Raw genomic sequence first — 24445 nt, forward strand, 5'->3', positions numbered from 1 at the left:
CCTATAATGTTGCATTTCTGGAATAAATTCGGCATTCGCGCGCAGATCACGGCGGGCTTCGTGCCTTTGATCCTGCTGATGAGCCTGCTCACGGTCAGCGCGATCTCCGGCATGAACGGGCTTGCCGCCATCTTCGCCTCCTATCGCGCCACGGCAGGCCAGAGCCTCGCCATCTCGGATTACAGCGACCAGCTGCACGAGATCCAGTTGTCGGCCGAAGCCTTCCGCTCGACGCCGACGCAGGCCGTCGTCGATGGTTTCCGCGCCGGCGTGAAGGCCTTCGAGGCGGATGACCCGCGTTTTGCCGGCAACAAGGAGCTGCAGTCCGGCCTTGCGATGATCCGCCAGGATATCGCTGCCTACGAAAAGGCCTTCGAACAGATTGTCACCCTTCAGGCCCGGCGCGACCTGCTGATCTCCAAGGTCACCGAATTCGGCCCCTGGACCAGCATCGCGCTCAACGACGTCATGCGCAGCGCCTGGCGCCAGACCGACGTTGCCCTGCTGCACATGACAGCGGAAACGCTGGAGGCCCTGAACCGCAGTCTCTATTTCTCCGAGCGCTTCGTTCACTCCGATGACTTCGCCGCCTATGACACGGCGCAGGCAGCACTTGCCCAGGCAGTGGCGTTGAACGACGCCGCTGCCAAGGCTGCCAAGAACGAGCTGCAGAAGAAGCGCCTGATGGGCGCCGGCCAGCTCATGCAGAATTACACCGCGCGCCTCGGCGACATGAAGGAGGTGCTGCAGGCCTCCGGCAATATCCGCCAGACGCAGCTCAACGTTTTGGCGCCGAAGATCGCAGGCGAATTCAAGGATCTGCAGGCGACGGTGACCGGCGCGCAGAAGAACCTTGATGGCTCGGTCGAAGCAACGGTTGCCTCGGCGACCAGCACGACGCTCGTCATCAGCGGCCTGCTGATCGTCATCGGCCTCGTGCTCTCCTATTTCGTCGGCCGGCTGATTTCCTCGGCTGTCCGGGGCATGGCGCAATCCATGGAACAGCTCGCCCGCGGCGACGACGTTATCGTCATCACAGGCGTCGAGCACCGCCATGAACTGGGCGCCATGGCGCGTTCGCTGAAGGTGTTCCAGGAAACGGGTCGCGCCAAGCTGATCGCCGAGGCCAATGCCGAGCGCGCCCGCCTGGCGGCCGAAGAAGAGCGGCTGCGCCAGGAGGCCGAGCGGCTTTCCGACGCGCAGGTGATGGAACATGCCTTCCGACAGATTTCGCTTGGTCTCGACGCGCTCTCGAAAGGCGACCTCTCCGTCCGCGTCGGCGAAGTGGACGCCCGCTACGTCAGAATCCGCGATCACTTCAACAATTCGGTCGCAAGCCTCGAGGAGGTGGTCGATTCCGTCATCAGCGCGGTTACGACGATCCGCTCCGGCCTTGCGGAAATCTCCACCGCCTCGAACGATCTTGCCCGCCGCACCGAGCAGCAGGCTGCGTCGCTGGAAGAAACCGTCGCGGCGCTTGGCGACGTGACGCGGGGCGTCAACGGGACGGCCGAGGGTGCAAGCCGCGCCCAGGCTGTCGTGGCGACGGCCCGCACCAATGCGGAAAAGGGCGGCGAGATCGTCTCCCGCGCCATCGCCGCAATGACGGAAATCCAGAATTCGTCGTCGAAGATCGGCAACATCATCAGCGTCATCGATGAGATCGCCTTCCAGACCAACCTGCTTGCACTGAATGCCGGTGTCGAAGCGGCTCGAGCCGGTGAAGCCGGCAAGGGCTTTGCCGTCGTCGCCCAGGAAGTCCGCGAGCTTGCCCAGCGCTCGGCCAATGCGGCAAGGGAGATCAAGGAACTGATCTCCACCTCCTCGGCGCAGGTCAAGACGGGTGTCGAGCTGGTCGGCGAATCCGGCGTCTCCTTGGAGCAGATCGTCGAGCAGGTCTCTTCGATGAATGAGACCGTTGCTGAAATCGCGGTTGCCGCCCGCGAGCAGGCGACGAGTCTGCGCGAAGTCTCGGCCGCTGGCGACCAGATGGACAAGGTGACACAGCAGAACGCCGCGATGGTCGAACAGACCACGGCCGCCGCCCAGAGCCTGACCCAGGAAACCGAAAGCCTCGCCGAACTGCTGCGCCGCTTCAAGACCGGCAGCGGCAGGGGGTCGGAGCAGCGATACTACGCATTGGCGTCCTGATGTCCTGCTGATGCAAACATCCAACCGCTCCCGCCGGCAAGCCGGCGGGAGCCGCGTCTACCTTCCTTCACGGGCCCGAATTCCTCACTCTTTCGGCTAAGCCACGCAGATGCCTGGCACCGCAACCTTCTGAAAGAGGTGCGGCGAGGCGATCGCCGAGGAGGGATAGGCCGAAATCTTGGCCCGGAACTCGGGATGGGTGAAGGCCTCGCGGAAATGTTCGTTCGATTCCCAGACGGCGTAATTGAGATAGGTCGGGTTCTCGCCCAATGCGCGATGCAGCTGGGTGGAGATGAAGCCCGGCTGCTTCTTCATGAAGGTTGCGTCGTCCTGCCAGTTTTCGAGGAATGCCTTTTCATCGGCCTTGTCGAGCGTGAACAGGTTGACGAGTACGACCGGGAACGCATCGATGCCGATCTGGCGCTCGATCGGGAAGGCAGGGTCCATCGGGCGAATGCGTGACATGGTACACTCCATTCTGTATGGTTGCGTGATGTCAATTCGACATAAACGAGACATATGATATTGACATTATGATGTCAAATATATTGCATGGTGACAAATGGATAAACCTGAGCGAACAGCTGCTGGATCCGCATTGACCATTCTCATTCTCGACCTGTTCCGGCTGAACAACCGTATGCTGACGTCGGGCGACAGGCTGGTTGCCGGCCTTGGGCTGACGAGTGCGCGCTGGCAGGTTCTCGGCACGGTCGGCGCGTCGGCGCGCCCTCAGCCGGTCGCTTGGCTCGCGCGTGACATGGGCGCGAACCGCCAGAATGTGCAGCGCATCGTCAACGATCTGGAGAAGGAGGGCCTTGTCGCCTTCGCGGCCAATCCGCATCACCGGCGCGCCCAACTCGTGGTGCTGACGGAGAAGGGCCGCGAGACCTTCAACGCCGCTATGCGCCTCCAGGCCCCATGGGCAAGCGGCCTCGCGGAGGGCCTCGAAATCACCGACATCGAAATCACCCATCGGGTCATGAAGGCGCTTCTCCAGAAGCTGGAAGGAAGCGAAGGCGGCGAGGAGCCGGGTTGACGGCAGTTGAAATAACGCTGCCGCCGATCCTCGGAAACGGATCTGTGAGAAAGGGGCCAAAAACGATCAGCCACGGCCCGCTGCGAGGCCGTGGCTGATGCAGCGCGCAATCTGTGGGAGACAGGCGCGGCCGATTACTTGTTGGCGGCAAGCGCTCCGTTGATCTTGTCGACGTCGGCGCTCATGGCCTTGAAGGTGTCGTCGAGGGAAAGCTCGCCGACGATCAGCTGGCTCATCCGCTGGACGATAAGCTGATAAATGGCCCCGGATCCCTTGAGGCGTTCCAGGTCGCGGGCGGCCTGCGGCGCACTGTCGCGGGCCGCAAGGAAGACGGCCATGGCTTCCTTGGCGTTCTTGCTCTCGAGCTTGTATTGCGGATCCTTGATGTCGGCGCCGGTCAGGATGACGTAATTTTCGGCGATTTCACGCTGGATCTTTTCAGAGCCGAGGAACTCGATGAACGCGGCCACGGCTTCGGGATATTTGGTGCGCTTGAAGCCGACGATCGCGGTGCCGCCCGGCATTGCATAGCAGCCGGCATCGCCGCACGGCGCGCTGATCGCCGTCCAGTCGAAAGCGTCGGCGATCTTCTTCTGGAACGGATTGACCATCCAGTTGCCAGCAAGATAGGTCACGACATTGCCGTTGACGAACTCGTCACCCATGTTCTTGTACTGGGTTCCGCCGGCCGCACCCCACATTTCCTTGGGGAATGAGCCGTCCTTCGTCCAGTTGTAGAGGTCGGTGATGTAGCGCTTGGCAGCATCGTCGGGGAACGAGAACTTGCCGTCCTTGACGTAGTTCGAGCCGTAGGAGAAGGCAGCGCCCGAGAAGCGATGGCCCGAGCGGTCCATCGTGAAGGGGATCTGCGCACCCGTGGCCTTGGCGACGCGCGCGGAGGCTTCGACAATGTCCCTCAGTGTAGCGGTCGGCTGGGGAAGCGGTTCCTTGGCCTGCTCGAAGAGCGTCTTGTTGACGAAGGGCAGGTTGAAGGTCTGTGACGCAACATAGCCGTTGATCGAGTTCGGATCGTTGACGCCGGGGAAGCGAAGCGTGTTCAGGCTGTCGCCGTGCAGCTTGGCGAAGCCATCCGGATCCTTCATCAGCGGGCGCATGTCGAGGTAATAGGGCGCCAGCTGCCAATCGGTGATCTTGGCGATGTCGGGACCCTCGCCGACGGCAAGTTGTACCGGCAACTGCTTGGCGACCGCATCATAGCCCGATGAGACGAAGTTGACCTTGATGTCGGGATGCGCCGTTTCGAATTCCTTGCTCAGGGCTTCCATCCGCTCGACGTAAGCCTGATCGTCGTCGGTGAATAAGAAGGTGATCGTCTTGGTTTCCGCCATGGCAGTGCTGGACCAAGCGAGGGAAACAGTCGTCAACGCCAGTGCGAAAGCCCCTGATAGATAGTTTTTCATTTTCATCCTCCCATGAAAACATTTTCATCAATCGCGGCCTTGGCCATCGATAAGTCAATTTCATATACTTGACATTCATCTCGTCAAGCTATTTCCTGCAGCAATAGCGGCGTTCTTGAGCAATTTTCAAAAATCACGCACCAAATAACCTGATGAAAATATTTTCATTGGATTGCGGAGGAGGCGATCTGTGAAAACGGAAAGCATCAAGCAGCCGGACGACATGGCGCCAGCCTATGGCGTGGGCCAGAGGCAGACGATAACAGCGTGGGCCGTGTCCGCCCTCATCGCGCGCTATTTTCCCGGCGAGCCCGCGCCCGCCGAAGACCGCGTCGACTATCGTTTCATCAACGGTTTTGTCGATGTCGGCGACCTGCCGTGCCGCAAGGCCTTCTGGTCCACCATGGTCGGCCGCGAGCTTATGCCCGACACATCCTGGCAGACCGAGAGCCTCAATCTTCCCGGCTCCAACCGCCGCGTCGAATTCACCAGCTTCTGGCATGTGCCGACGCATGTCAGGAAATGGCTGAAGGGCACCTTCAGGACGGAGGCGCCCCGCACGCTCAATCTCGCGCTCAAGACCTGCGGCGGCGTTCGCATATGGGTCAACGGGCAGGAGGCGGTGCGCTTCGAACCTTTCAAGCGTAACATCGAGAGCGCAACCGAGATAAGGCTGCAGCTCGAGGCGGGCGACAACGAGATTCTCGTCCATACCGAAGATCTTGCCGAGCGCGACACGACTTGGTTCTTCGAGCTCGAAATGCTGGACGAGGAGCCGCTCTGCGTGCTGCTGCCAGTATCGCTGGATCAGGACGAGGTGCGGGAGCTGGAAGCGCTTTCGCGCGGCGTGCGCCCGGCCCGCGACGTCTTCGTCAAAGAGCCGCTGGAGATCATCTTCGATACGGCGCCCGAGCGCGACCTGCCGGTGGAGCTCAAGGTGGTCGGCCATGGTCACGAGCGGCCGGTTCTCGCCCATGCGAAGCTGACCCTGCACGCCGGCCAGAACCGGCTGACGGCCGACGATGTCTGCGCCATTGCCGACGGTTATCACGGCATCCATATGACGATCGGCTCCGGGACGGGCTCGGTCACCCGCGTCATCGATGCCGCCTTCATGAGCAGCATCTCGCCATCGCCGGCAGAGGCGTCGCTTGCCGCCCGCAAGCGGCAGGCGCTGGAATACAGCGCCCGCTTCGGCGCCAACCGCGCCGGCCGCCTGATCGCCATGATGGAAACCGGCTACGGCGACCAGGAAAGCTTCGACCGCATCGTCGATGCGACGCTCGCCTCCATCGATCAGCGTGAGGATTGCTCGGATTTCATCATGGTGCCGCTCTTGTGGCTGCTTGGCGCCTATGGCGACCGGATGCCCAAGGCCATGGTCGAGCGCATCCGCCATTCCGTTCTCTCCTACCGCTACTGGGTCGACGAGCCGGGCAACGACGCGATGTGGTTCTGGAGCGAGAACCATGTGCTCTGCTTCCATACCAGCCAGCTTCTGGCCGGACTTCTCCTGCCCGACGAAATGTTCTCGGCCTCGGGGCGCACGGGCCGTCAGCAGGCGGCGCTCGCCACCGAGCGCCTCGGGCGCTGGTTCGACAGCGTCGAAGCGCATGGCCTGGCGGAGTGGAACTCGGCCGCCTATTACCCGATCGATTTCATCGGCCTGCTGGCACTGGAGCGCTGGGCGGAGAGCGGGATCGCCGGCCGCGCTCGCGGCCAGATCGATCTCATCTTCCGCATGATCGCCCTTCATACGCTTGCCGGCGTTCCGGCGGGGTCGCAGGGGCGCGCCTATGACAAGGAACTGCGCGCCGGCCCGCTGACCGAGCTTGCGCCCTTCGCCCAGGTCGCCTTCGGCACGGGCTGGCTCAACAACGGCGTCGCGGCGCTGACCATGTTCTGCGCCGGCGATTATGAGCCTCCGGCCGATCTCGCCGAGCTTGCTTCGCTTTCGCGCGGAAGAAGCGTCGAGGCGCGCTACAGCCAGGGGCTCGAGAGCGGCAAGCTCGTGCTCTTCAAGAACGAGGCCGCACAGCTTTCGACTGTCGTCGGTCACAAGACCGGCCGGAAGGGGCATCAGCAGCACGTTCTCGATATCCGGCTCGCCGGCCATCCGATGGCGAGGCTCTGGGTCAACCATCCCGGCGAAGACGACCCGTGGGGCAACCAACGACCGTCCTATTGGGCCGGCAACGGCATCCTGCCGCGTGTCGCCCAGCATCGCAACGTCGCCCTTTTGATCGAGGACACGGGTGATGCGCGGCATGCCTGGACGCACGCCTATATCGGCCGCGACGGTCTCGACGATCTGATCGTCGAGGACAAATGGCTGATCGCCCGGTCGGGCAGGGGATTTGCCGCCCTCTGGGCCTCGAACGGCCTGGAGCTGATCACCGACGGGCCGACCGCCGGCCGGGAGGCGCGCTCGCATGGATCGCTCTGCGGCTGGGCGGCCATCGTCGCATCCGGCAATGACGATGCTTTCAAGGGCTTCATCGAGCGCCTGTGCCAGACGGCGGTGTCCTTCGATCCGACCCTTCGGCGTCTTTCCCTGACGCCGCCGTGCGGTCCGGCGATCGCTCTATCCTATGCGGAGGGTTTTTCGATCGCCGGTCAGCCCCGGGCGTTCACGCATGATCAGCCGCACCCGATCCTCACCCACGACAGCGCCGCTTGCCAAGCCGGCGCTGACGGGCCGTTCTACTGCTAAAACATAGGTTCTTCAGCATGAACACAGCATCTGTCGACAACGCCGCCCTCCTGACGACGATCGATCGCGTGGCGACGGCTTTCAGCCGGCTCCGGGGCATCAAGGAAGGTCTCGTGACGGACGATGCCGCCTCCGGCATCCAGTTCGACGAATGGGATTGGGAAGTCGGCGTTGGCCTTTATGGATTTCTGCGCCGCGCGATTTCCGCCAATGACCATAAGGCGCTGGAGGAGCTCGTCGCCTGGTACAGCGCACAGATCGAACGGGGCCTTCCGCCGCGCCAGATCAACAGCACGGCGCCGATGCTGCCGCTCGCAATCCTCGTCGAGCATGTCGACCGCCCCGATTTCCGCGCCCTCGTCGAGGACTGGGCCGACTGGCTGATCATGGAATTGCCGAAGACCGAGGAGGGCGGCTTCCAGCACGTCGTCAAGGAACGCCTCAACGACGGCGAATTGTGGGACGACACGCTGTTCATGGCCTGCCTCTTCCTCGCGCGCGCCGGCGTGCTCTGCGAGCGCAACGACTGGGTCGACGAGGCCGTCTATCAGTTCGTCATCCACACCCGCTATCTCTCCGATCCCGTGACCGGGCTCTGGTATCACGGCTGGACCTTCAACGGCCGGCACAACTTCGCCAGTGCCTTCTGGGCGCGCGGCAACGCCTGGATCACTGTTGCCATTCCCGAGCTCTTCGATCTCGTGCCGACGCTCAGTGAGAAGGATCGGCGTTACCTCTCGAACGTCCTCGTCAGCCAAGTGCGCTCCCTGAAAGTCTATCAGCGGCCGGACGGCATGTTCACGACGCTTCTGGATGATCCGTCCTCGCCGATCGAAACCTCGGCCACGGCAGGCATCGCCTATGGCATATTGCGCGCCATCGATGCCGGCATTCTCGACGAGAGCGACAGGGTTCATGCGGAGCGCGCGCTCAAGGCCGTGATGGCGCAGATCGACGACGAGGGCGTCGTCCACGGCGTTTCCGATGGCACGCCGATGGGCCATGACCTCGATTTCTACCGGCGCATCCCGAACCTGCCGACGCCTTACGGCCAGGCGCTGACCATGCTGCTGCTGACCGAAGTCCTGATCGAAGGCGGCCGCCGCCAATGAGCGCCACCTCCCTCGTCGCGATCGAGGCGCTCGACGGCGACAATACCGACGGTCTGCAAGCGGAGATCGACCGTCTTTCGGCGTCCGGCGGCGGACGCCTGGAACTCCTGGCGGGCATCCACCTCTGCCGGGGGCTCCGGCTGCGCTCCGGCGTCGATCTGCATCTTGCCGCCGGGGCGATCCTGCGTCCGGTTCCCGATTATGCCGCCTACGCGCATACGACGGTTTCGGTGATCGCCGAGAAATCGGATCGCGGCATGATCGTCGCCAAGGATGCGCAGCGGATCAGCCTGACGGGGAAAGGGCGCATCGAAGCCGGCTGCGAGAGCTTCATCATTGGCGACGATGAGACTGTGGGAACCTTCATCCCCGCCGAATCCCGCCCCCGCGTCGTCGTCTTCGAAGGCTGCGACGACGTCGAGATCAGTTCCATTCATGTCAGCCGCTCGCCGATGTGGACACTGCATTTCGTCGACTGCACCGATGTCGTCGTCCGCGACGTCACCATCGAGAACGACCGCCGCCTTCCCAATACGGATGGCATCGTGCTCGATGCCTGCCGCGGCGCCGTCATCGAGGATTGCAACATCTCGACCGCCGACGACGGCATCTGCCTGAAAACCAGCATCGGTCCTCAAGGCGTCGCCATCGGCCGGTGCGAGAACATTCTCGTGCGCCGCTGCTCCGTTCAGAGCCTAAGCTGCGCGCTGAAGATCGGCACGGAAACACATGGCGACGTCAGCAATGTCCTGTTCGAGGATTGCAGCGTCTCGGCTTCCAGCCGGGCGCTCGGCATATTCTCGCGCGACGGCGGCCGGATCTCGAATGTGAGGTTTTCCAGAATTTCGGTAGAGTGCCGCGAAACGCCGGATGGTTTCTGGGGTTCGGGGGAGGCGCTGACCGTCAATGTCGTCGATCGCATCGCCGAACGCCCTGCGGGCGCCATCGAAAATCTGATCGTCGAGGATGTGACCGGGCGGATGGAAGGCGCGATCACCATCATTGCGGCGGTGCCGTCAGGCATCCGGAACGTGTCGCTGGCCCGTATCACCGTCGATCAGCAGCCGGGGCAGCTTGGCACCGGGCGGACCTACGATCTGCGCCCGACGAATGCCGACCTCGCGCCGAAGACGGGTGGCGGCGGGCGTGCCAATGCCTGGACCCGAGGTTCGGACGGACGGGTGATCGGCCTGCAGGAGTATCCCGGCGGAATGCCGGCCGTCTACGTGGCCGATGTCGCCGGGATATTGATGAACGAGGTGCGGATTACGAGGCCTGCACCGCTGCCGCAAGGCTGGAACGCAATCGACGTCGTCATGGAAACGGCGGCATCTGATGGGAGTGGGGCATGGCAGAACTGAAACTTTCCACCGTCAACAAGTCGTATGGCGCCGTCAAAATCCTGCATGACGTCGAACTCGACATCAAGGACGGCGAGTTCGTCGTCTTCGTCGGTCCGTCGGGGTGCGGCAAGTCAACCCTTTTGCGCATCATCGCGGGCCTTGAGGAGGTGACTTCGGGCGCAATCGCGATCGGTGGACGCGACGTCAGCGCGCTGTCGCCGGCCGAGCGCAAGATAGCGATGGTCTTCCAGTCCTATGCGCTCTATCCGCATATGAGCGTACGCAAGAATCTTGCTTTCGGCCTGGAAAATTTGAAGTTCAAACGTGCCGAAATCGAGGCGCGCATTGCCGAGGCGGCCAGGATGCTGGCGATCGAACCGTATCTCGACCGACGTCCGAAGCAGCTTTCGGGCGGCCAGCGCCAGCGCGTGGCGATCGGCCGGGCGATCGTGCGCGAGCCCGACATCTTCCTCTTCGACGAGCCACTGTCGAACCTCGACGCGGCGCTGCGTGTCCAGACCCGGGCCGAGATCACCAAGCTCCACCGCGACATCAAGACGACGATGATCTACGTTACCCACGATCAGGTCGAGGCGATGACCATGGCCGACAAGATTGTCGTTTTACGCGCCGGTCGGATCGAGCAGGTCGGCGCACCGCTGGAGCTCTTCGATCATCCGCGCAATCTCTTCGTCGCCGGCTTCCTCGGTTCGCCGCGCATGAACATCATCAAGGGCAAGGTCTCGGGCGTCGGCGAAAGCGGCGTCGTCGTCGATGTCGGCAACGGCGGCACAATCGTCAGCAGTGTCGATCCAGCCGGCATTGCGGTCGGTCGGTCGGTTGTTGCCGGTATCCGGCCAGCGCATTTCACCCGCTCCAGCGAGCGCGGCCTGCCATTCGTCGTGCAGTATCACGAAGGGCTCGGGACCGAGACCTATGTCTATGGAAATCTCGCCGGGCAAGACGATCAGATCATCATCCATGAAGCCGGCCATTTCGCGCCGGTTTCCGGCGACCGGATCATGATCGATGCCGATCCGGCCCGCGTTCATCTGTTCGATCCCGAAAGCGGCCTGGCCTTTGGCAGACGGTCCGGGCAGGGGAGGCGCTGATATGGCAGAGCTCACGGCCGGTACGTTGCTGTCTCAGACAGGCGAAACGGCGATGAGGGTGGTCGAGGCGCCGATGAATGCGATCGAGCGTCTGTTCGGCCGCAAGCGGATGCCATGGCTGTTCCTGGCGCCGAACCTCATCCTGTTCGCCATCTTCACCTTCCTTCCCATCGCCATCGCCGTTGGCTACGCCTTCACGGGCGGCACCAATCTCTTCGTCTCCGACCGGCCGTTCGTCGGTCTCGACAACTTCCGCACCCTGCTTTCCTGCGGCAATTATCTGCAGCCCGGAACCTGCCAGGAATCGCTGTTCTGGACGGCGGTGTGGAACACGCTTTGGTTCGTGGCCTTCAACGTCATCGCCACATTGCTGGTGGCGTTGATCACGGCGCTGATCCTCAATCGGGCGATCTTGGCGCGTGGCTTCTTCCGAGCGATGTTCTTCTATCCGGTTCTGCTGTCTCCCGTCGTCATCGGCCTGATCTGGAAGTGGTTCCTCGATCGCAACGGCCTGCTGAACGCCTTCTTTCAGATGCTTGGTGTTCCGCCCGAGATCTTCCTGCTCGACGTTGGCTGGTCGCGCTTTTTTGTCGTGGTCGTGTCGGTCTGGTTCCATATGGGCTTTTACACGTTGATCCTGCTCGCCGGCCTCCAGGCGATCCCGAAAGATCTCTATGAAGCCGCGTCCATCGATGCCGCTTCACCGCGCCGCACGCTGTTCAGGATCACGCTTCCACTTCTTGCCCCGAACCTGCTGGTCGTATTCATCCTTCTGATGATCAAGTCGGTGCAGATCTTTGACGAAGCTTGGGTTCTGACCAATGGCGGCGGCCCGGGCACGGCCAACAGCTTCATCGTCCAATATATCTACCAGATGGCCTTCGGCAGCGATCTTCGTCTCTTCGGGCTTGCCTCCGCCGCCTCGGTTCTCATGGGGCTGGTGCTTCTGGTTCTCACCCTCATACAGCTGCGCCTCGGCAAGCGGATGGAGTCCTGAGATGAACCCGATCAGTTTTCTCTCACGCACACGCCGGGCCGGACGCATCGATATCACCGATATCTTGTCATGGGTCTGGCTGATCGGCGGAACGCTCGCCGTGCTCATTCCCGTCGTCTGGGCAGGCCTCTCCTCGCTGAAGCCGGCGGCCGAGATCACCCGCTTTCCGCCGTCGCTGCTTCCGCGGGCCGCCGTGGAGCAGACCGTGCCCGGATTCGACAAGCCTCTCAGCCTTTGGAACGTAACGATTGATGGCCAGCAGCGTGAAATGGCCATGATGCGGCGCATCGGTCTCAAGGCGCAGATGGTCGATCCTGCAAATCCGGGGCAACCGATCGGTGTCGATGTCAAGGGAATCACGCCGGTGCAGCATCTGACCGTTGCCACCGAGAACTACACCGATCCGTTGACGCGCTTCAACTTCCTGACCTTCCTGAAAAATTCGGTCTTCGTCACCGTGGTTGCGACGCTGCTGACGCTTGTTGTCAACGCCATGGCTGCCTTTGCGCTGTCGAAATACAAATTTCGCGGTGACACGACTGTGTTCGTCATCATCATCTCGACGCTGATGATCCCGCTCGCCGTCGTCATGGTCCCGGCCTATCTCGTCATTGTCGGGGTCGGGCTCGCCGACAATCTCTGGGGTGTCATCCTGCCGACCGTCGCCTCGCCGACGGCCGTTTTCCTGCTGCGGCAATATATGCTGACCATACCGGACGAACTGATCGAGGCGGCACGCGTCGATGCGGCGAGCGAATTCTGCATCTTCTGGCGGATCATCCTGCCGCTGACGGCGCCGGCGCTTGCCGTGCTGGCGATCTTTTCCGTGCTCTGGCGTTGGAACGATTTCCTCTGGCCGCTCATCGTCCTCAACAGCCGCGAGAATTTCACCCTGCAGGTCGGGCTCAACGCCTTCCAGGGAGAGTTCTCGGTGCAGTGGCACTATATCCTGGCGATGACGTTCCTCAGCTTGTTGCCGGTCACCGTCGTCTTCCTGTTCCTGCAGAAATACATCACCACAGGCATTGCCGGTACGGGAATGAAGTGAACGAATCCTGGCGCGCGGCACCGATTGGGGTCGAGGCGAGGAAACCTCCAAGGATTTAAGTCTGCCTTTCCGATTTCGTCGCGCCAGCTTCAGTCCTATTTGGATCGGAGCCGTGCAGGATTAACTGGCAGAGGCCATCACAACACGGTTTCGAATAGCGGGATCAATGCTGCGCCGATCGCGCCGGGGGCATCGATGATCTGGGCCACTGCGAGCTGCGGGATGTCGCGCAAGGCGCCATGCCGAGGCAGATTGTTGAATTCGGTGCGTTTGATCAACATTCTCGCAAGCGAATGTGGAAGCTCGCCGCCAAGCACGATCAATGCCGGGTCGAAGATCGCGCAGATCGCGTTGATGGCACGATTGTGGGCCGGAGTGACGCGGTCGATCCATTCCTCGACACCATCCCACTCCACCATATTTTCGTCCTTCAGATCCCTCAGGGTCAGGCCGCTGCGCCCCTTGCCGCGAAGATGCTCGAGCAGCTGGTTGAGAGCGGGGCGATCATCGTAGTCCTGACGCCCGAAAAGAACGGAGATTTCGCCGGCATTTCCGAAACTGCCGCGAAACGGCATGCCGCCGGAGACAAGGCCGCCGCCGTAGCCATGAAGGTGGGCGATATAGGCAAAATCGGCAACGTCACGCCCGACGCCGAAAATTGCTTCCGCCAAGGCCGCAGTCCTGGCGACATTGTCCGCCCAGACCGGCAGGCCAAGCCGCTCCCCAAGCAATGGCGCCAGATCGATCAGCGACCAATGGGCCAGCGGCAGGGGACAATTGAAAGCCGTATCCAGCATGCGATGGCCGGAGACTGCGAGGCCGACGCCGAGGATGTCGCGCCGCTTGGCGCCGCGCCGGGCGAGGATCTGTTCGACGGCTGCTTCGATCCGCTCCATTTCCAGGGATAGCGACGAGCCGGCCTGGGGAATTTCCATATTGTCCAACGGTTCGCCGAAACCCATGAGGCAAAGGCCAATCGTTCCGACGTTGATGGAGATGCCGAGCGTCAGACACCACTCCCTTCGCAGTGTCAGCTCCGGACTTGGTGGACCGGCGCGCCGGTTTTCCGATTGGGAAAAGACGACCATTCCCCGATCATGAAGCCGGCCGACGATTCTGTGCAACGATTGCTGGGTGAGATCGAGTGGATCGGTCAGGCTGGAGCGCTCGATGCCGGGCGACTTCCAGATCAACCGCAAGAGGTCCCGTTCGTTACGGGAGGCTACTCTCGCGGGCTCTGTGTCTCGCAGGAAATGTGGGGCAACGTGGTCCAGCGGAGCGTACTTCATTTTCCAAACATATTGATTTACACTGTAAGTGTGAAGCAGGTGGAGGGGACGCTTTGCTTCTGCGGGGCAACGAAATCATCCGTGGTTTTGCCGGTCCTGCTTAACCCATCAAGATTGGCCAGACCAGTCGCGATGATGTCAGGCGGCAGAAGAAAAGAACCGAGCGGCATGGATGCGTTAACACGGGAGAAAATGGCAATTGCCGAGCATCGTGGTTATGGATTCGAGCCCACGCATGGAGGCACCAGCTTCGAATCAATGGTTCAGGCCTTTACGGCTGGTTACGGCGTTTTCGGCGCACAGCCGTTGAAGGATGACCGAAAATTCGCCTGGGCCGCGGATCTGAGAAGGACCGAGGCGCTCACGGTGCTTCATTCGGTCTATCAGAGTTCCTGGACGATTCGGACGCTTGATGACTCTCCGCAGCATCTCGCGTTTTTCATGCCGCACACAGGCTCTTTTCGACTGTCGATAGGGAAGAGAACGGTCGAAAGCGGCGCCGGTTACTTTCTCATGGCCAACAATCACGAAGTCGGCGATCGTGTGGTCCAGGGAGGACCGCACCGCTCGGACGCCCTTTTTCTCGACTGGAAGGTTTTGAAAAGGGTCCTCGCCTCGCTGGTGGAAAAGCCCCTCTCGGAGTCGTTCGATCTCGACCCGATTCTCGATCGCGCGACGCAGTCAGGCCAACTGATCGGCAATCTGCTCCAGACGATCGTGCAGGGCATGCGCGGCGCCGGTCCGTTGCTATCCTCGCCTCTTGCCGCAGCCGCGATGAGCGAAACTCTTGCTCACCTCGTGATCCGATTTGGCCGGCATCGGTTTTCCGATCATCTGGAAAAAAAGAAAGTACCGTTGATTGCACCTTGGCATGTCCGACGCGCTATCGACTACATGCATGCCAATATCGCGGAACCTATCACCATGACGATGGTTGCGGATGGCGTCGGCGTTTCGCTCCGGGCGCTGCAAACGGGCTTCAAGGCCTTCAGGGGAACCTCACCGGCCGGCTACCTCCGCACGATCCGGCTGCAGGCGGCCCGCGAGCAGCTGCGGGATCCGACAAACCAGCAATCTGTCCGCGAAATCTGCGCGATCTGGGGTTTTGCGCATGCCGGCAGGTTCTCCATCATCTACCGCAGCACTTTTGGTGAAAGTCCGAGGGATACGCGGTTACGGGCTGAGCGATTGCGCTGAATGAGTTTCTACATTCTCCCAGGTGAGAAGATGGAGCCGGCACATACATGAATCCCCGGTCTCCCGGGCAGTCCCTATGGCGTGATGTTTCTTCTCGACGCGGCGGAGCACTCGATGCATTGCTGAGAGGTCGCGCCTTCTGCATTCTCCGACGGCTGGGATCACGGAGGCGGCGCGATGCTGCCGCGCAGGACGAGATGGCAGCCGAGCTCCAGGCGATGGGCCGGCCGTTGCGGATCATTGGCGATCAGCCGCTGTTCGATGAGCGCGAGCGCTGCCGCCCCGAGACGGTCGGTCGGCACGCTCACGGTGGAGAGCGGCGGGCGGCTGAACTCGCCGGGAACGATGTCGTCGAAGCCGAGCACAGATATCGCGTCGGGCACGCGTATGTCGCGATCGGCCAATGCCTTCAGGCAGCCGAGCGCCAGATTGTCGGCCGCGCAGAAGACGGCGGTTGCGCCTTTCAACGCGGCGTCGCGATCGAGCAGCGCGTTGATGGCCGCTTCGCCATGCCGGGGCTCATATCCCTCGGCTTCGATGATCATGTCCTTCGGCACCGGAAGCTGTGCGGCCAAATAAGCATCGGAAAAACCGTCATACCGGCGCTGGATGGTCGTTCGGCCCTTCCAGGTCAGATGCAGGATCCGGCGGTGGCCGAGCGCCAGGAGGTGCTCGATGCCGAGCCGTGCGCCGAAGCGGTTTTCTGGCGTCACCGTATCGACCAGCATGGCGGGATCCTCGCCGTTGACGATGACGACGGGCATGTCAGCCGAGGCGAGGCTGCGGATGAGTTCGGGCTGATCGTCGTTCAGCACCACGATACCGTCAGCGCGTTCTGCTATCGCAATCTGCTTGACTTCGGCGCCGTCGATGCGCCGGCCGCTGCTGACATAGGGTACGATCCGGATGCCTCGACGCTCGCATTCCCTGCGAAGACCGTTGAGAATCGTCCAGCTCACCAGATTGAGGTCGCTCTCCGGGGCGGCATCGTCAGGAATGGCGAGAAGCAGAACGTGCAAGGCGGCAATCGTCGCCTTCTTTCTGCGGCGATCGAGATAACCGAGCCGTTTTGCCGAATCCAGCACTCTTTCCCGCACCTCGATCGTGAGCGGCGCAGTTCCGTTCAGGGCGTGCGAGGCCGTGCTCAGCGACACGTCGGCATCGCGTGCGACATCTTTGAGATTGACTTTACGTTCCACTTTTTCCGCCGCGAATTCAGATCGTACCTTCGAAGCATAAGCTAACTTGATGTTTTCACATAAAGGACTTTAAAAAAGCTATGTGCTTGCGCCGATATTTTCGTCATTCGCAATCAGCGACGTTCGGCAAGCAGCCCGTTGAACAGCAGGTCGAAATAGGCGCGCATGAAGGCGTCCTTGTCGGGCGTCGGCACCCGGCGATCATCGAATATCAGCCGCAGAACCGTCGTCGTCAGAATCGGCGCAACCACGATGTCGGAAAATTCGACAGGAATTTCGCGAAATTCCCCCAACGCAACACCTTCCAGGATGAGAGCGTCGATCCTTGCGATAATCGGCGCGATGAATTCATCGTGGTGGCGATCGATCAGGTCGGGGAAGCGCTGTCCTTCCGAAATGACCAGACGCGTCAATTCGCGGGTTGTACGATCCTCCGCGATTTGGTCGTAAAGCAGACCGAGAATGGACATCAGCCTGTCGGTGGCGCTGCCGCTGAGGCCAGCGGTGATTTCAAGCAGTTCCTGAAAGGGGACGGAGAAGTGACTGATCATGGCTTCGAAGAGCTTTTCCTTCGTCTCGAAGTAAACGTAGACCGTGCCTTTGGTGACGCCGACCCTGTCTGCGATGTCGTCGACGCGGGCGCCCGTGAACCCGTTTCTGACGAATTCCTCGAATGCGGCATCCAGGATCTGGATGGGTCGCAGCGCCTTCTGTTCCGCGCGTGTGAGTTTCTTCTGAGCTGTCATTCGTGCCTCGCCTCCCTTGTCTTGCGCTATCGGTCCTGTGCAAAAGTTTCATTGACTAATCCGTCAGTCAATTATATAGCAGCTGCCGTTGAGAGCAAGAGGTCAACTATGAGAACCATTCTGTTCGCCACAGCGATCGTATGCACGATCGGTCTCGTCTCCTGCAGCGAATCGGACGGGCCGAAAGAACCCGGCGCGCGGCAGGTCGGCGTCGTCGTGGCCAAGTCTGAGCCGCTGAGTGATGGCGGTGCGCTGACGGGAGAGGTGCGCGCCCGGGTCCAGACCGATCTGTCCTTCCGGGTCAGCGGCAAGATCATCGAACGGCTGGTCGAAGTCGGTCAGTCAGTGAAGGCGGGGCAGGTACTGGCGCGCATCGATCCCGAAGAGCAGAAGGCCGATCTCGATGTGGCCGCGGCCAATCTTCAGTCGGCTGAAGCCCAGCAGACCCAGGCACAGCTCGCCTTCGACCGTCAGCAGAGCCTGTTTCGGACGCAGGTGACGACGCGCGCCGCACTCGACCAGGCACAGGAGGCGCTTCTGACCGCGCAGGCCTCGACGAAGTCGGCGCAGGCGCTCTTCGAGACCGCGCAGGACACCCTGTCCTATACGGAGCTGAAAGCCGATGCCGATGGCGTGATCACCGCCCGCAATGCCGAGGTCGGGCAGGTGGCGCAGGCCGCCCAGGTTGTCTTCACCCTTGCCCATGACGGCGACAGGGACGCCGTCTTCGAAGTGGTCGAGAGTGCGTTCCTGCGCCCGATCGACGGCGACGGCACCGTGAACCTGCTTGCGAACCCCTCGCAGAAGATCACGGCGAAGGTGCGCGAGATATCGCCGACGATCGATTCTTCCACCGGCACCATCAGGGTCAAGGTCGCGATATCGAGCGATGCTCCCATTCCTCTCGGCGCTCCCGTCGTCGGAAAATTCAACTACGTCCCGCAGGACGTGATCCAGCTGCCCTGGTCGGCAATGACCTCAAAGGACGGCAAACCGGCCGTCTGGATCGTCGATCCTGCATCCTCTGCGGTTGAGGTGAGAGCGATCGAGGTCGCCCGTTACGAGACCGGCAGCTTCGTCGTCAAGTCGGGCGTGTCGGCGGGAGATGTCGTGGTGACCGACGGGACCAAATTCCTCAGGCCCGGTGAAACCGTGTCTTATGTCAAGGAAGCATCCAAGTGAGTATTCGTCCCAAGATAATCGCCCTGTTGATGGGTGCGGCCCTGATCTCCTCCTGCACGAAGCAGGAGGAAAGCAGGCAGGAAGCGCCCCGTCCCGTGCTGTCAATGACGGTCAGGCAGACGCCCGCCACAAGCCTCGGCCTGACCGGCACGATCCAGCCGACCATAGAAACCGATCTAGGCTTCCGGATCCTCGGGCGGATGATCGCCCGCAACGTCAATGTCGGTGATGTCGTCAAGAAGGGTGACGTGGTTGCCGCCATCGATCCGCTGGCGCTGGAGCTTGCCGTGCGCAGCGCCCAGTCCGATGTAGAGAACAGCGACGCTCAGCTCCGAAACGCCGTGACCACGGAGCAGCGCCAGCGCGCGCTTGTTGAATCGCGCTCCGGCACGGAAGCCTCGCTCGAAGAAGCCGAGCAGGCGAGACGGACGGCCACGGCCGCGGTCGCCAAGGCGCAGGCCAACCTCGACAAGGCCAAGGAGCAGCTCGGCTATGCGCAGCTTCAGGCTGAATTCGATGGGGTCGTCACGGCGACTTCGGCTGAGGTCGGCCAGGTCGTGTCGGCCGGCCAGACGGTCGTGACCATCGCCCGGCCGGACAAGCGAGACGCCGTCGTCGACGTGCCCCAGGCCGCTGCGCAGAAACTGGAGATCGGCGCGCCGTTTGAGGTGACGCTGCAGCTCGAGCCTTCGATCCGCACGAGGGGCGTCGTGCGCGAAATCGCGCCGGAGGCGGAGACCGCCACCCGAACGAGTCGGACCAAGATCGCGCTCGCCGATCCGCCTGAAGCCTTCAGGCTCGGCGCGGTCATCACGGCTTCCGCAACCATCGCTGCCGATCCCGAGATCATGCTGCCGTCCTCGGCGATCCTTGCCGGTGCCGACGGCGCCAGTGTCTGGATCGTCGACGTAGCCGGCAAGAAGGTGACGCTACGGCGCGTCACGATCGACGGCAAGTTAACCGACGGCGGCACCGTTCGCGTCACCGAAGGACTCGCTCCCGGAGAGCGGGTGGTCGTTGCCGGCGTGCATAAACTTCAAGATGGCCAAGCCATCAGGATCGACCAGGAGATCAGCCAGTGAAGTCCTTCAATCTTTCCGACTGGGCGCTCGAGCACCGTTCGCTCGTCTGGTACTTCATGATCGTCTTCATTCTCGCAGGTGCATTCTCCTACCTGAACCTCGGCCGCGAGGAAGATCCGAACTTTACCATCAAGACGATGGTGATCACCGCCCAGTGGCCCGGCGCATCCGCCGAAGAGGTGACGCGGCAGGTGACCGACAGGATCGAGAAGAAGCTCCAGGAACTGGAATCGCTCGACTACACCAAAAGCCAGACTGTTGCCGGTCAGACCACCGTCTTCGTCGAACTGCTGCCGACGACAAAGGCTAAGGATGTCGCCCCGACCTGGCTGCGCATCCGCAACATGATCGCCGACATCAAGGGAGATTTCCCGAGCGGGGTCGTTGGTCCCTTCTTCAATGACCGCTTCGGCGACGTGTTCGGCAACATCTACGCGTTCACCAGTGACGGGCTGACCCAGCGCCAGCTTCGCGATCTCGTGGAAAATGCGCGCTCCGAAGTTCTCACGGTACCCAATGTCGGCAAGGTCGACGTGATCGGCGCCCAGGACGAGGCGATCTATCTTGAATTCTCCACGCGCCAGATCGCAGCGCTCGGCATCGACCAGCAGTCTGTTATCCAGACCTTGCAGGCCCAGAACGCCGTCACCCAGTCCGGCTTCGTCGATGCCGGTCCGGAGCGCATCGCATTGCGGGTGAGCGGACAGTTCACCTCCGAGGAAAGCCTGCGCTCGATCAACCTTCGCATCAACGACCGCTTCTTCCCGCTGACCGATGTCGCCACCATCAAGCGCGGTTATGTCGATCCACCCTCGGCTTTGTTCCGCTTCAACGGCGAGCCGGCGATCGGACTAGCCATCGGCATGAAGCAGGGCGCCAATCTGCTGGAGTTCGGCGAGGCGCTCGACGCGCGGATGAAACAGGTCGTCGCCGATCTTCCGATCGGGGTGGACGTCCACCGCGTCTCCGATCAGCCGCACGTCGTCGACGAGGCTGTCTCCGGCTTTACCCGCGCGCTCTTCGAAGCGATCGTCATCGTCCTCGTCATCAGCTTCATCAGCCTCGGCCTGCGCGCCGGCATGGTGGTGGCGATCTCCATTCCTCTCGTGCTGGCAATCACGTTTGTGGTGATGGAATACTCCGGCATTTCGCTTCAGCGCATCTCGCTCGGTGCGCTCATCATTGCGCTCGGGCTGCTCGTCGACGACGCCATGATCGCCGTCGAGATGATGGTGGCTCGCCTGGAGGCAGGTGACGATCTGAGGAAAGCCGCCACCCACGTCTATACGTCGACGGCCTTTCCGATGCTGACTGGAACACTTGTCACCGTCGCCGGCTTCATCCCGGTCGGTCTCAACAGCAGTGCGGCCGGCGAATTCACCTTCACGCTTTTCGTCGTCATCGCGGTTTCGCTTGTGGTGTCCTGGATCGTCGCCGTGCTGTTCACGCCGCTTCTCGGCGTCACGATCCTGCCGAAGACGATGAAGTCGCATCACGAGAAGAAGGGTCGTTTCGCCGCCGTGTTCTCCTGGCTTTTGGGGCTGGCGATGCGCTGGCGTTGGGTCACCATCGTGCTGACGGTCGTCGTCTTCGCCCTTTCGGTCGGGGGCATGGGGCTGGTGCAGCAGCAGTTCTTCCCGAACTCGGACAGAACAGAGCTCGTCATCGACTGGAACCTGCCCCACAACAGCTCGATCGCCGAGACAAACAGGCAGATGGCCAAGTTCGAAAAGGAGATGCTGGCCGATAACAAGGATATCGATCATTGGACAACCTATGTCGGCCAGGGCGCGCCGCGCTTCATCCTGTCCTTTGACGTGCAAACGCCCGATGTCACCTTCGGACAGACCATCATCGTCACCAAAGGCCTCGACGTGCGCGACAAGGTGCGGGCGGAACTGCAGGATTATCTGACGAAGACCTTCCCCGGCACAGACGCCTTCGTGAAGCTTCTCGATATCGGCCCGCCGGTGGGCAAACCGGTCCAGTACCGGATCAGCGGCCCGGATATCCAAAAGGTACGTGATATCTCCCAGCAGTTTGCAGGCGTTGTCGGTACTCATCCGCTGCTGTCGAACATGGTGCTGGACTGGAACGAGCCTTCGCGGGTGGTGAAGGTCGATGTGCTGCAGGACAAGGCGCGCCAGCTCGGCGTCTCTTCCGAGGACATCGCGACCGCCCTCAACGGCATTGTCGAAGGTTCGACCGCGACGCAGATCCGCGACGATATCTACCTGGTCAATGTCATCGGCCGGGCCAGGGCGTCCGAGCGCGATTCCGTCCAGACGCTTGAGAATCTGCAGCTCTCGACCTCCAATGGCAAGGTCGTGCCGCTCTCGGCCGTGGCGAATTTCCGCTTCGAACTTGAGCAGCCAACGATCTGGCGTCGCGACAGGCAGCCCACCATCACGCTCAAGGCGGCCGTCATCGGTTCGACACAGCCGGCTACGATTGTCGATCAGCTGAAGCCGAAGGTGGAGGAATTCCAGAAGAACCTTCCTGTCGGATACAAGGTGGAAATCGGCGGCGCCGTCGAATCCAGCGCCGAGGCGCAAGGGCCGATTGCGGCCGTGGCTCCGCTGATGCTGTTTACGATGGCGACGATCCTGATGATCCAGCTGCAGAGCTTCAGCCGCCTCTTCCTGGTCTTTGCGGTCGCGCCGACGGCCCTGATCGGCGTGGTGGCGGCGCTCTTGCTCAGCAATGCTCCCATGGGCTTCGTCGCCATCCTCGGCATTCTGGCGCTGATCGGCATTCTGATCCGCAACTCGGTCATCCTCGTGGTGCAGATCGAGCATCTGCGTGCCGAAGGTGTGACGCCATGGCAGGCGGTCATCGAGGCGACCGAACACCGCATGCGGCCGATCATGCTGACGGCGGCGGCGGCAACCCTCGCGCTGATCCCGATCTCGCGCGAGATCTTCTGGGGTCCGATGGCCTACGCCATGATGGGCGGCATCGTCATCGGCACGGCCCTCACCCTGCTGTTCCTGCCGGCGCTCTACGTCGCATGGTTCAGAATCCCAAGGGATGAGGGTACTCGGGCCGAAGCCACGGCAGAGGCATGATGCGGTCTTCGATGGCCATCGCCTACGGCCGCCGCGGCAAGGTGAAGCACATCATCCTGTTCGGGCACAGCATGGCCTGGCCGGGCGTGTCCTTCGCCCGCAATAGGCTGATGGCCTGTCCATCTGGTCGATCAGGATTGTGTACAATGTGACTCTTAAATTGTCAGGTGCCCAAATGAGGAGCAGACTTCCGTCTGTGGCCGAGTCGGCCTCAGGGGATATGGGAGGGCATTCATGAGCGTACGAAATCCGTCTCCCTCGTTATATAACGAGGATCTTGCACCCGCCGAGGAGCGTAAGTGGGGTGCATTCAGCATCTTCAACGTCTGGACATCGGACGTTCACAGCCTGTGGGGCTATTATCTAGCGGCGAGCCTGTTCCTGCTCTGCGGCAGCTTCGTGAATTTCGTCATCGCCATCGGCATCGGCTCTCTCGTCATCTTCTTCCTGATGAGCCTGGTCGGAAATGCCGGCGTGCGCACCGGTGTCCCTTTTCCGGTTCTGGCGCGCGCCTCCTTCGGCACCTTCGGCGCCAATGTTCCCGCACTCGTCCGGGCGGTGGTCGCCTGCTTCTGGTACGGCGCGCAGACTGCCGCCGCCTCCGGCGCAATCGTTGCCCTGCTGATCCGCAACGAAAGCCTGCTCGCCTTCCACCAGAACAGCCACATGCTCGGCCATTCGACCCTCGAACTCATTTGCTACGTCATCGTCTGGGCGCTGCAGCTGCTGATCATTCAGCGCGGCATGGAAACTGTCCGCAAGTTCCAGGATTGGGCAGGTCCCGCCGTCTGGATCATGATGCTGATCCTGGCCATCTATCTGGTCGTCAAATCAGGCACCTTCTCGTTCGGTTCCGAAATCCCGCGCGACGTGCTGATCGAAAAAACCAAGGATGCCGGCGTGCCGGGCGAGCCGGGCTCGATTGCGGCGCTTGCCGCGGTGGCCGCCACCTGGATCACCTATTTCGCGGCACTCTATCTGAACTTCTGCGATTTCTCGCGTTACGCGACGAGCGAGAAGGCGCTCAGGAAGGGCAATCTCTGGGGCCTGCCGATCAACCTGCTGGCATTCTGCCTCGTCGCAGGTGTCACGACCACGGCAGCCTTCACCGTATACGGTGAGGTCCTGCTGCATCCGGAAATGATATCGGCGAAATTCGACAGCTGGTTCCTGGCGCTGCTTGCGGCGCTGACATTCGCGGTTGCAACGCTCGGCATCAACGTCGTGGCGAACTTCGTTTCGCCCGCCTTCGACTTTGCCAATGTCTTCCCGCGCCAGATCAACTTCAAGCGCGGCGGATATATCGCCGCGCTGATCGCCCTCGTGCTCTATCCCTTCGCTCCCTGGGAGACGGGTGCTGCGCATTTCGTCAACTTCATCGGTTCGACGATGGGGCCGATCTTCGGCATCATGATGGTCGACTACTATCTCATCAGGAAGAGCCAGCTGAACGTCGAGGCTCTCTACCAGGAGAATGGCGAGTTCCGGTTCCAGAACGGCTGGCACGGCAATGCCTTCATCGCCTTTGCGGTCGGTGCGCTGTTCTCGTCGATCCTGCCGACCTTCACCTCCATCCTGCCGGACTGGTGGGGCACCTATGGCTGGTTCTTCGGCGTCGCCATCGGCGGAGCGATCTATTTCGTGCTGAGGATGGGCGCACGGCGCAATCCGGCCTTCGCCGCATGACGAAACAAAGGCGCCTGGCCATCGCCAGGCGCCTTCATGTTCTGTTTGGAAAATCTGCCG

Annotated in this window: 18 protein-coding genes; 13 read left to right on the forward strand and 5 right to left on the reverse strand. The window is 61.8% G+C overall.

What is annotated here, in order from left to right:
• Positions 1 to 6: 6 nt before the first annotated feature.
• Positions 7 to 2151, forward strand: coding sequence for a methyl-accepting chemotaxis protein (locus NL154_RS24940; RefSeq protein WP_434734212.1), 2145 nt, complete (start codon positions 7 to 9; stop codon positions 2149 to 2151).
• Between the two features lie 96 nt (positions 2152 to 2247).
• On the opposite strand, the gene NL154_RS24945 is transcribed toward NL154_RS24940, so the two are convergent.
• Positions 2248 to 2616, reverse strand: a complete 369-nt coding sequence (locus NL154_RS24945) for an antibiotic biosynthesis monooxygenase family protein (RefSeq protein ID WP_210631809.1) — start codon at positions 2614 to 2616, stop codon at positions 2248 to 2250.
• A gap of 97 nt (positions 2617 to 2713) precedes the next feature.
• Here NL154_RS24945 and NL154_RS24950 point away from each other — a divergent pair, with 97 nt between their 5' ends.
• Complete coding sequence (locus NL154_RS24950) at positions 2714 to 3190, forward strand: MarR family winged helix-turn-helix transcriptional regulator (RefSeq protein WP_221147372.1); 477 nt, start codon at positions 2714 to 2716, stop codon at positions 3188 to 3190.
• Positions 3191 to 3324: 134 nt separating this feature from the next.
• Here the strand turns inward: NL154_RS24950 and NL154_RS24955 are convergent, their stop codons facing one another.
• A complete protein-coding gene (locus NL154_RS24955) occupies positions 3325 to 4611 on the reverse strand; it encodes an ABC transporter substrate-binding protein (protein ID WP_210631811.1) in 1287 nt (428 codons plus the stop codon).
• Positions 4612 to 4801: 190 nt separating this feature from the next.
• Between NL154_RS24955 and NL154_RS24960 the strand changes: the two genes are divergently transcribed.
• The 6 genes from NL154_RS24960 to NL154_RS24985 are packed head-to-tail and all read left to right on the forward strand — an operon-like array spanning position 4802 to position 12936.
• Entirely contained in the window at positions 4802 to 7324 is a 2523-nt protein-coding gene (locus tag NL154_RS24960; RefSeq protein ID WP_434734213.1) for a hypothetical protein, read from the forward strand.
• A 17-nt stretch (positions 7325 to 7341) separates the two neighbouring features.
• Positions 7342 to 8436 (forward strand): glycoside hydrolase family 88/105 protein, encoded by a 1095-nt coding sequence (locus NL154_RS24965; protein WP_434734214.1) that lies wholly within the window; start codon positions 7342 to 7344, stop codon positions 8434 to 8436.
• Complete coding sequence (locus tag NL154_RS24970; RefSeq protein WP_434734215.1) at positions 8433 to 9797, forward strand: glycoside hydrolase family 28 protein; 1365 nt, start codon at positions 8433 to 8435, stop codon at positions 9795 to 9797. The genes NL154_RS24965 and NL154_RS24970 overlap by 4 nt, the downstream gene beginning before the upstream one ends.
• Positions 9785 to 10891, forward strand: a complete 1107-nt coding sequence (locus NL154_RS24975) for an ABC transporter ATP-binding protein (RefSeq protein ID WP_221147376.1) — start codon at positions 9785 to 9787, stop codon at positions 10889 to 10891. Before NL154_RS24970 ends, NL154_RS24975 begins: the two co-directional genes overlap by 13 nt.
• Before the next feature lies 1 nt (position 10892).
• Positions 10893 to 11888, forward strand: a complete 996-nt coding sequence (locus NL154_RS24980) for a carbohydrate ABC transporter permease (RefSeq protein WP_210631816.1) — start codon at positions 10893 to 10895, stop codon at positions 11886 to 11888.
• 1 nt (position 11889) lies between these two features.
• Positions 11890 to 12936, forward strand: a complete 1047-nt coding sequence (locus NL154_RS24985) for a carbohydrate ABC transporter permease (protein WP_434734216.1) — start codon at positions 11890 to 11892, stop codon at positions 12934 to 12936.
• A 137-nt stretch (positions 12937 to 13073) separates the two neighbouring features.
• Here the strand turns inward: NL154_RS24985 and NL154_RS24990 are convergent, their stop codons facing one another.
• A complete protein-coding gene (locus NL154_RS24990) occupies positions 13074 to 14225 on the reverse strand; it encodes an ROK family transcriptional regulator (protein WP_210631818.1) in 1152 nt (383 codons plus the stop codon).
• A gap of 168 nt (positions 14226 to 14393) precedes the next feature.
• Between NL154_RS24990 and NL154_RS24995 the strand changes: the two genes are divergently transcribed.
• Entirely contained in the window at positions 14394 to 15422 is a 1029-nt protein-coding gene (locus NL154_RS24995) for an AraC family transcriptional regulator (RefSeq protein ID WP_434734367.1), read from the forward strand.
• Positions 15423 to 15583: 161 nt separating this feature from the next.
• Here the strand turns inward: NL154_RS24995 and NL154_RS25000 are convergent, their stop codons facing one another.
• Together NL154_RS25000 and NL154_RS25005 are read right to left on the reverse strand one after the other, a co-directional pair.
• Positions 15584 to 16621: a LacI family DNA-binding transcriptional regulator gene (locus NL154_RS25000; protein WP_434734217.1), complete on the reverse strand. Its 1038-nt coding sequence runs from the start codon at positions 16619 to 16621 to the stop codon at positions 15584 to 15586.
• Positions 16622 to 16734: 113 nt separating this feature from the next.
• Complete coding sequence (locus NL154_RS25005) at positions 16735 to 17367, reverse strand: TetR/AcrR family transcriptional regulator (RefSeq protein WP_210631820.1); 633 nt, start codon at positions 17365 to 17367, stop codon at positions 16735 to 16737.
• A 108-nt stretch (positions 17368 to 17475) separates the two neighbouring features.
• On the opposite strand from NL154_RS25005, the gene NL154_RS25010 reads away from it, so the two are divergent.
• The 4 genes from NL154_RS25010 (at position 17476) to NL154_RS25025 (ending at position 24385) form a co-directional block, all read left to right on the forward strand.
• The gene (locus NL154_RS25010) at positions 17476 to 18549 is read left to right on the forward strand and encodes an efflux RND transporter periplasmic adaptor subunit (RefSeq protein WP_434734218.1); all 1074 of its coding nucleotides are present in this window, start codon (positions 17476 to 17478) and stop codon (positions 18547 to 18549) included.
• Positions 18546 to 19631: an efflux RND transporter periplasmic adaptor subunit gene (locus tag NL154_RS25015; RefSeq protein WP_434734219.1), complete on the forward strand. Its 1086-nt coding sequence runs from the start codon at positions 18546 to 18548 to the stop codon at positions 19629 to 19631. Before NL154_RS25010 ends, NL154_RS25015 begins: the two co-directional genes overlap by 4 nt.
• Positions 19628 to 22699 (forward strand): efflux RND transporter permease subunit, encoded by a 3072-nt coding sequence (locus NL154_RS25020; protein ID WP_434734220.1) that lies wholly within the window; start codon positions 19628 to 19630, stop codon positions 22697 to 22699. Before NL154_RS25015 ends, NL154_RS25020 begins: the two co-directional genes overlap by 4 nt.
• Before the next feature lie 234 nt (positions 22700 to 22933).
• Positions 22934 to 24385, forward strand: coding sequence for an NCS1 family nucleobase:cation symporter-1 (locus NL154_RS25025; RefSeq protein WP_221147380.1), 1452 nt, complete (start codon positions 22934 to 22936; stop codon positions 24383 to 24385).
• The last annotated feature ends 60 nt before the right edge of the window (positions 24386 to 24445 follow it).

This window comes from Rhizobium sp. YTUHZ044, from assembly GCF_051123975.1.
Taxonomy (GTDB): Bacteria; Pseudomonadota; Alphaproteobacteria; order Rhizobiales; family Rhizobiaceae; genus Rhizobium.

Excerpts from the sequence above, each read along its gene's own strand:
- NL154_RS25025 (WP_221147380.1), top strand. The coding sequence starts at position 22,934 with ATGAGCGTACGAAATCCGTCTCCCTCGTTATATAACGAGGATCTTGCA.
- NL154_RS24950 (WP_221147372.1), top strand. The coding sequence starts at position 2,714 with ATGGATAAACCTGAGCGAACAGCTGCTGGATCCGCATTGACCATTCTC.
- NL154_RS24955 (WP_210631811.1), bottom strand. The coding sequence starts at position 4,611 with ATGAAAAACTATCTATCAGGGGCTTTCGCACTGGCGTTGACGACTGTT.
- NL154_RS24970 (WP_434734215.1), top strand. The coding sequence starts at position 8,433 with ATGAGCGCCACCTCCCTCGTCGCGATCGAGGCGCTCGACGGCGACAAT.
- NL154_RS24990 (WP_210631818.1), bottom strand. The coding sequence starts at position 14,225 with ATGAAGTACGCTCCGCTGGACCACGTTGCCCCACATTTCCTGCGAGAC.
- NL154_RS24975 (WP_221147376.1), top strand. The coding sequence starts at position 9,785 with ATGGCAGAACTGAAACTTTCCACCGTCAACAAGTCGTATGGCGCCGTC.
- NL154_RS24940 (WP_434734212.1), top strand. The coding sequence starts at position 7 with ATGTTGCATTTCTGGAATAAATTCGGCATTCGCGCGCAGATCACGGCG.
- NL154_RS25010 (WP_434734218.1), top strand. The coding sequence starts at position 17,476 with ATGAGAACCATTCTGTTCGCCACAGCGATCGTATGCACGATCGGTCTC.
- NL154_RS24980 (WP_210631816.1), top strand. The coding sequence starts at position 10,893 with ATGGCAGAGCTCACGGCCGGTACGTTGCTGTCTCAGACAGGCGAAACG.
- NL154_RS24995 (WP_434734367.1), top strand. The coding sequence starts at position 14,394 with ATGGATGCGTTAACACGGGAGAAAATGGCAATTGCCGAGCATCGTGGT.
- NL154_RS24945 (WP_210631809.1), bottom strand. The coding sequence starts at position 2,616 with ATGTCACGCATTCGCCCGATGGACCCTGCCTTCCCGATCGAGCGCCAG.
- NL154_RS24965 (WP_434734214.1), top strand. The coding sequence starts at position 7,342 with ATGAACACAGCATCTGTCGACAACGCCGCCCTCCTGACGACGATCGAT.
- NL154_RS24985 (WP_434734216.1), top strand. The coding sequence starts at position 11,890 with ATGAACCCGATCAGTTTTCTCTCACGCACACGCCGGGCCGGACGCATC.
- NL154_RS25005 (WP_210631820.1), bottom strand. The coding sequence starts at position 17,367 with ATGACAGCTCAGAAGAAACTCACACGCGCGGAACAGAAGGCGCTGCGA.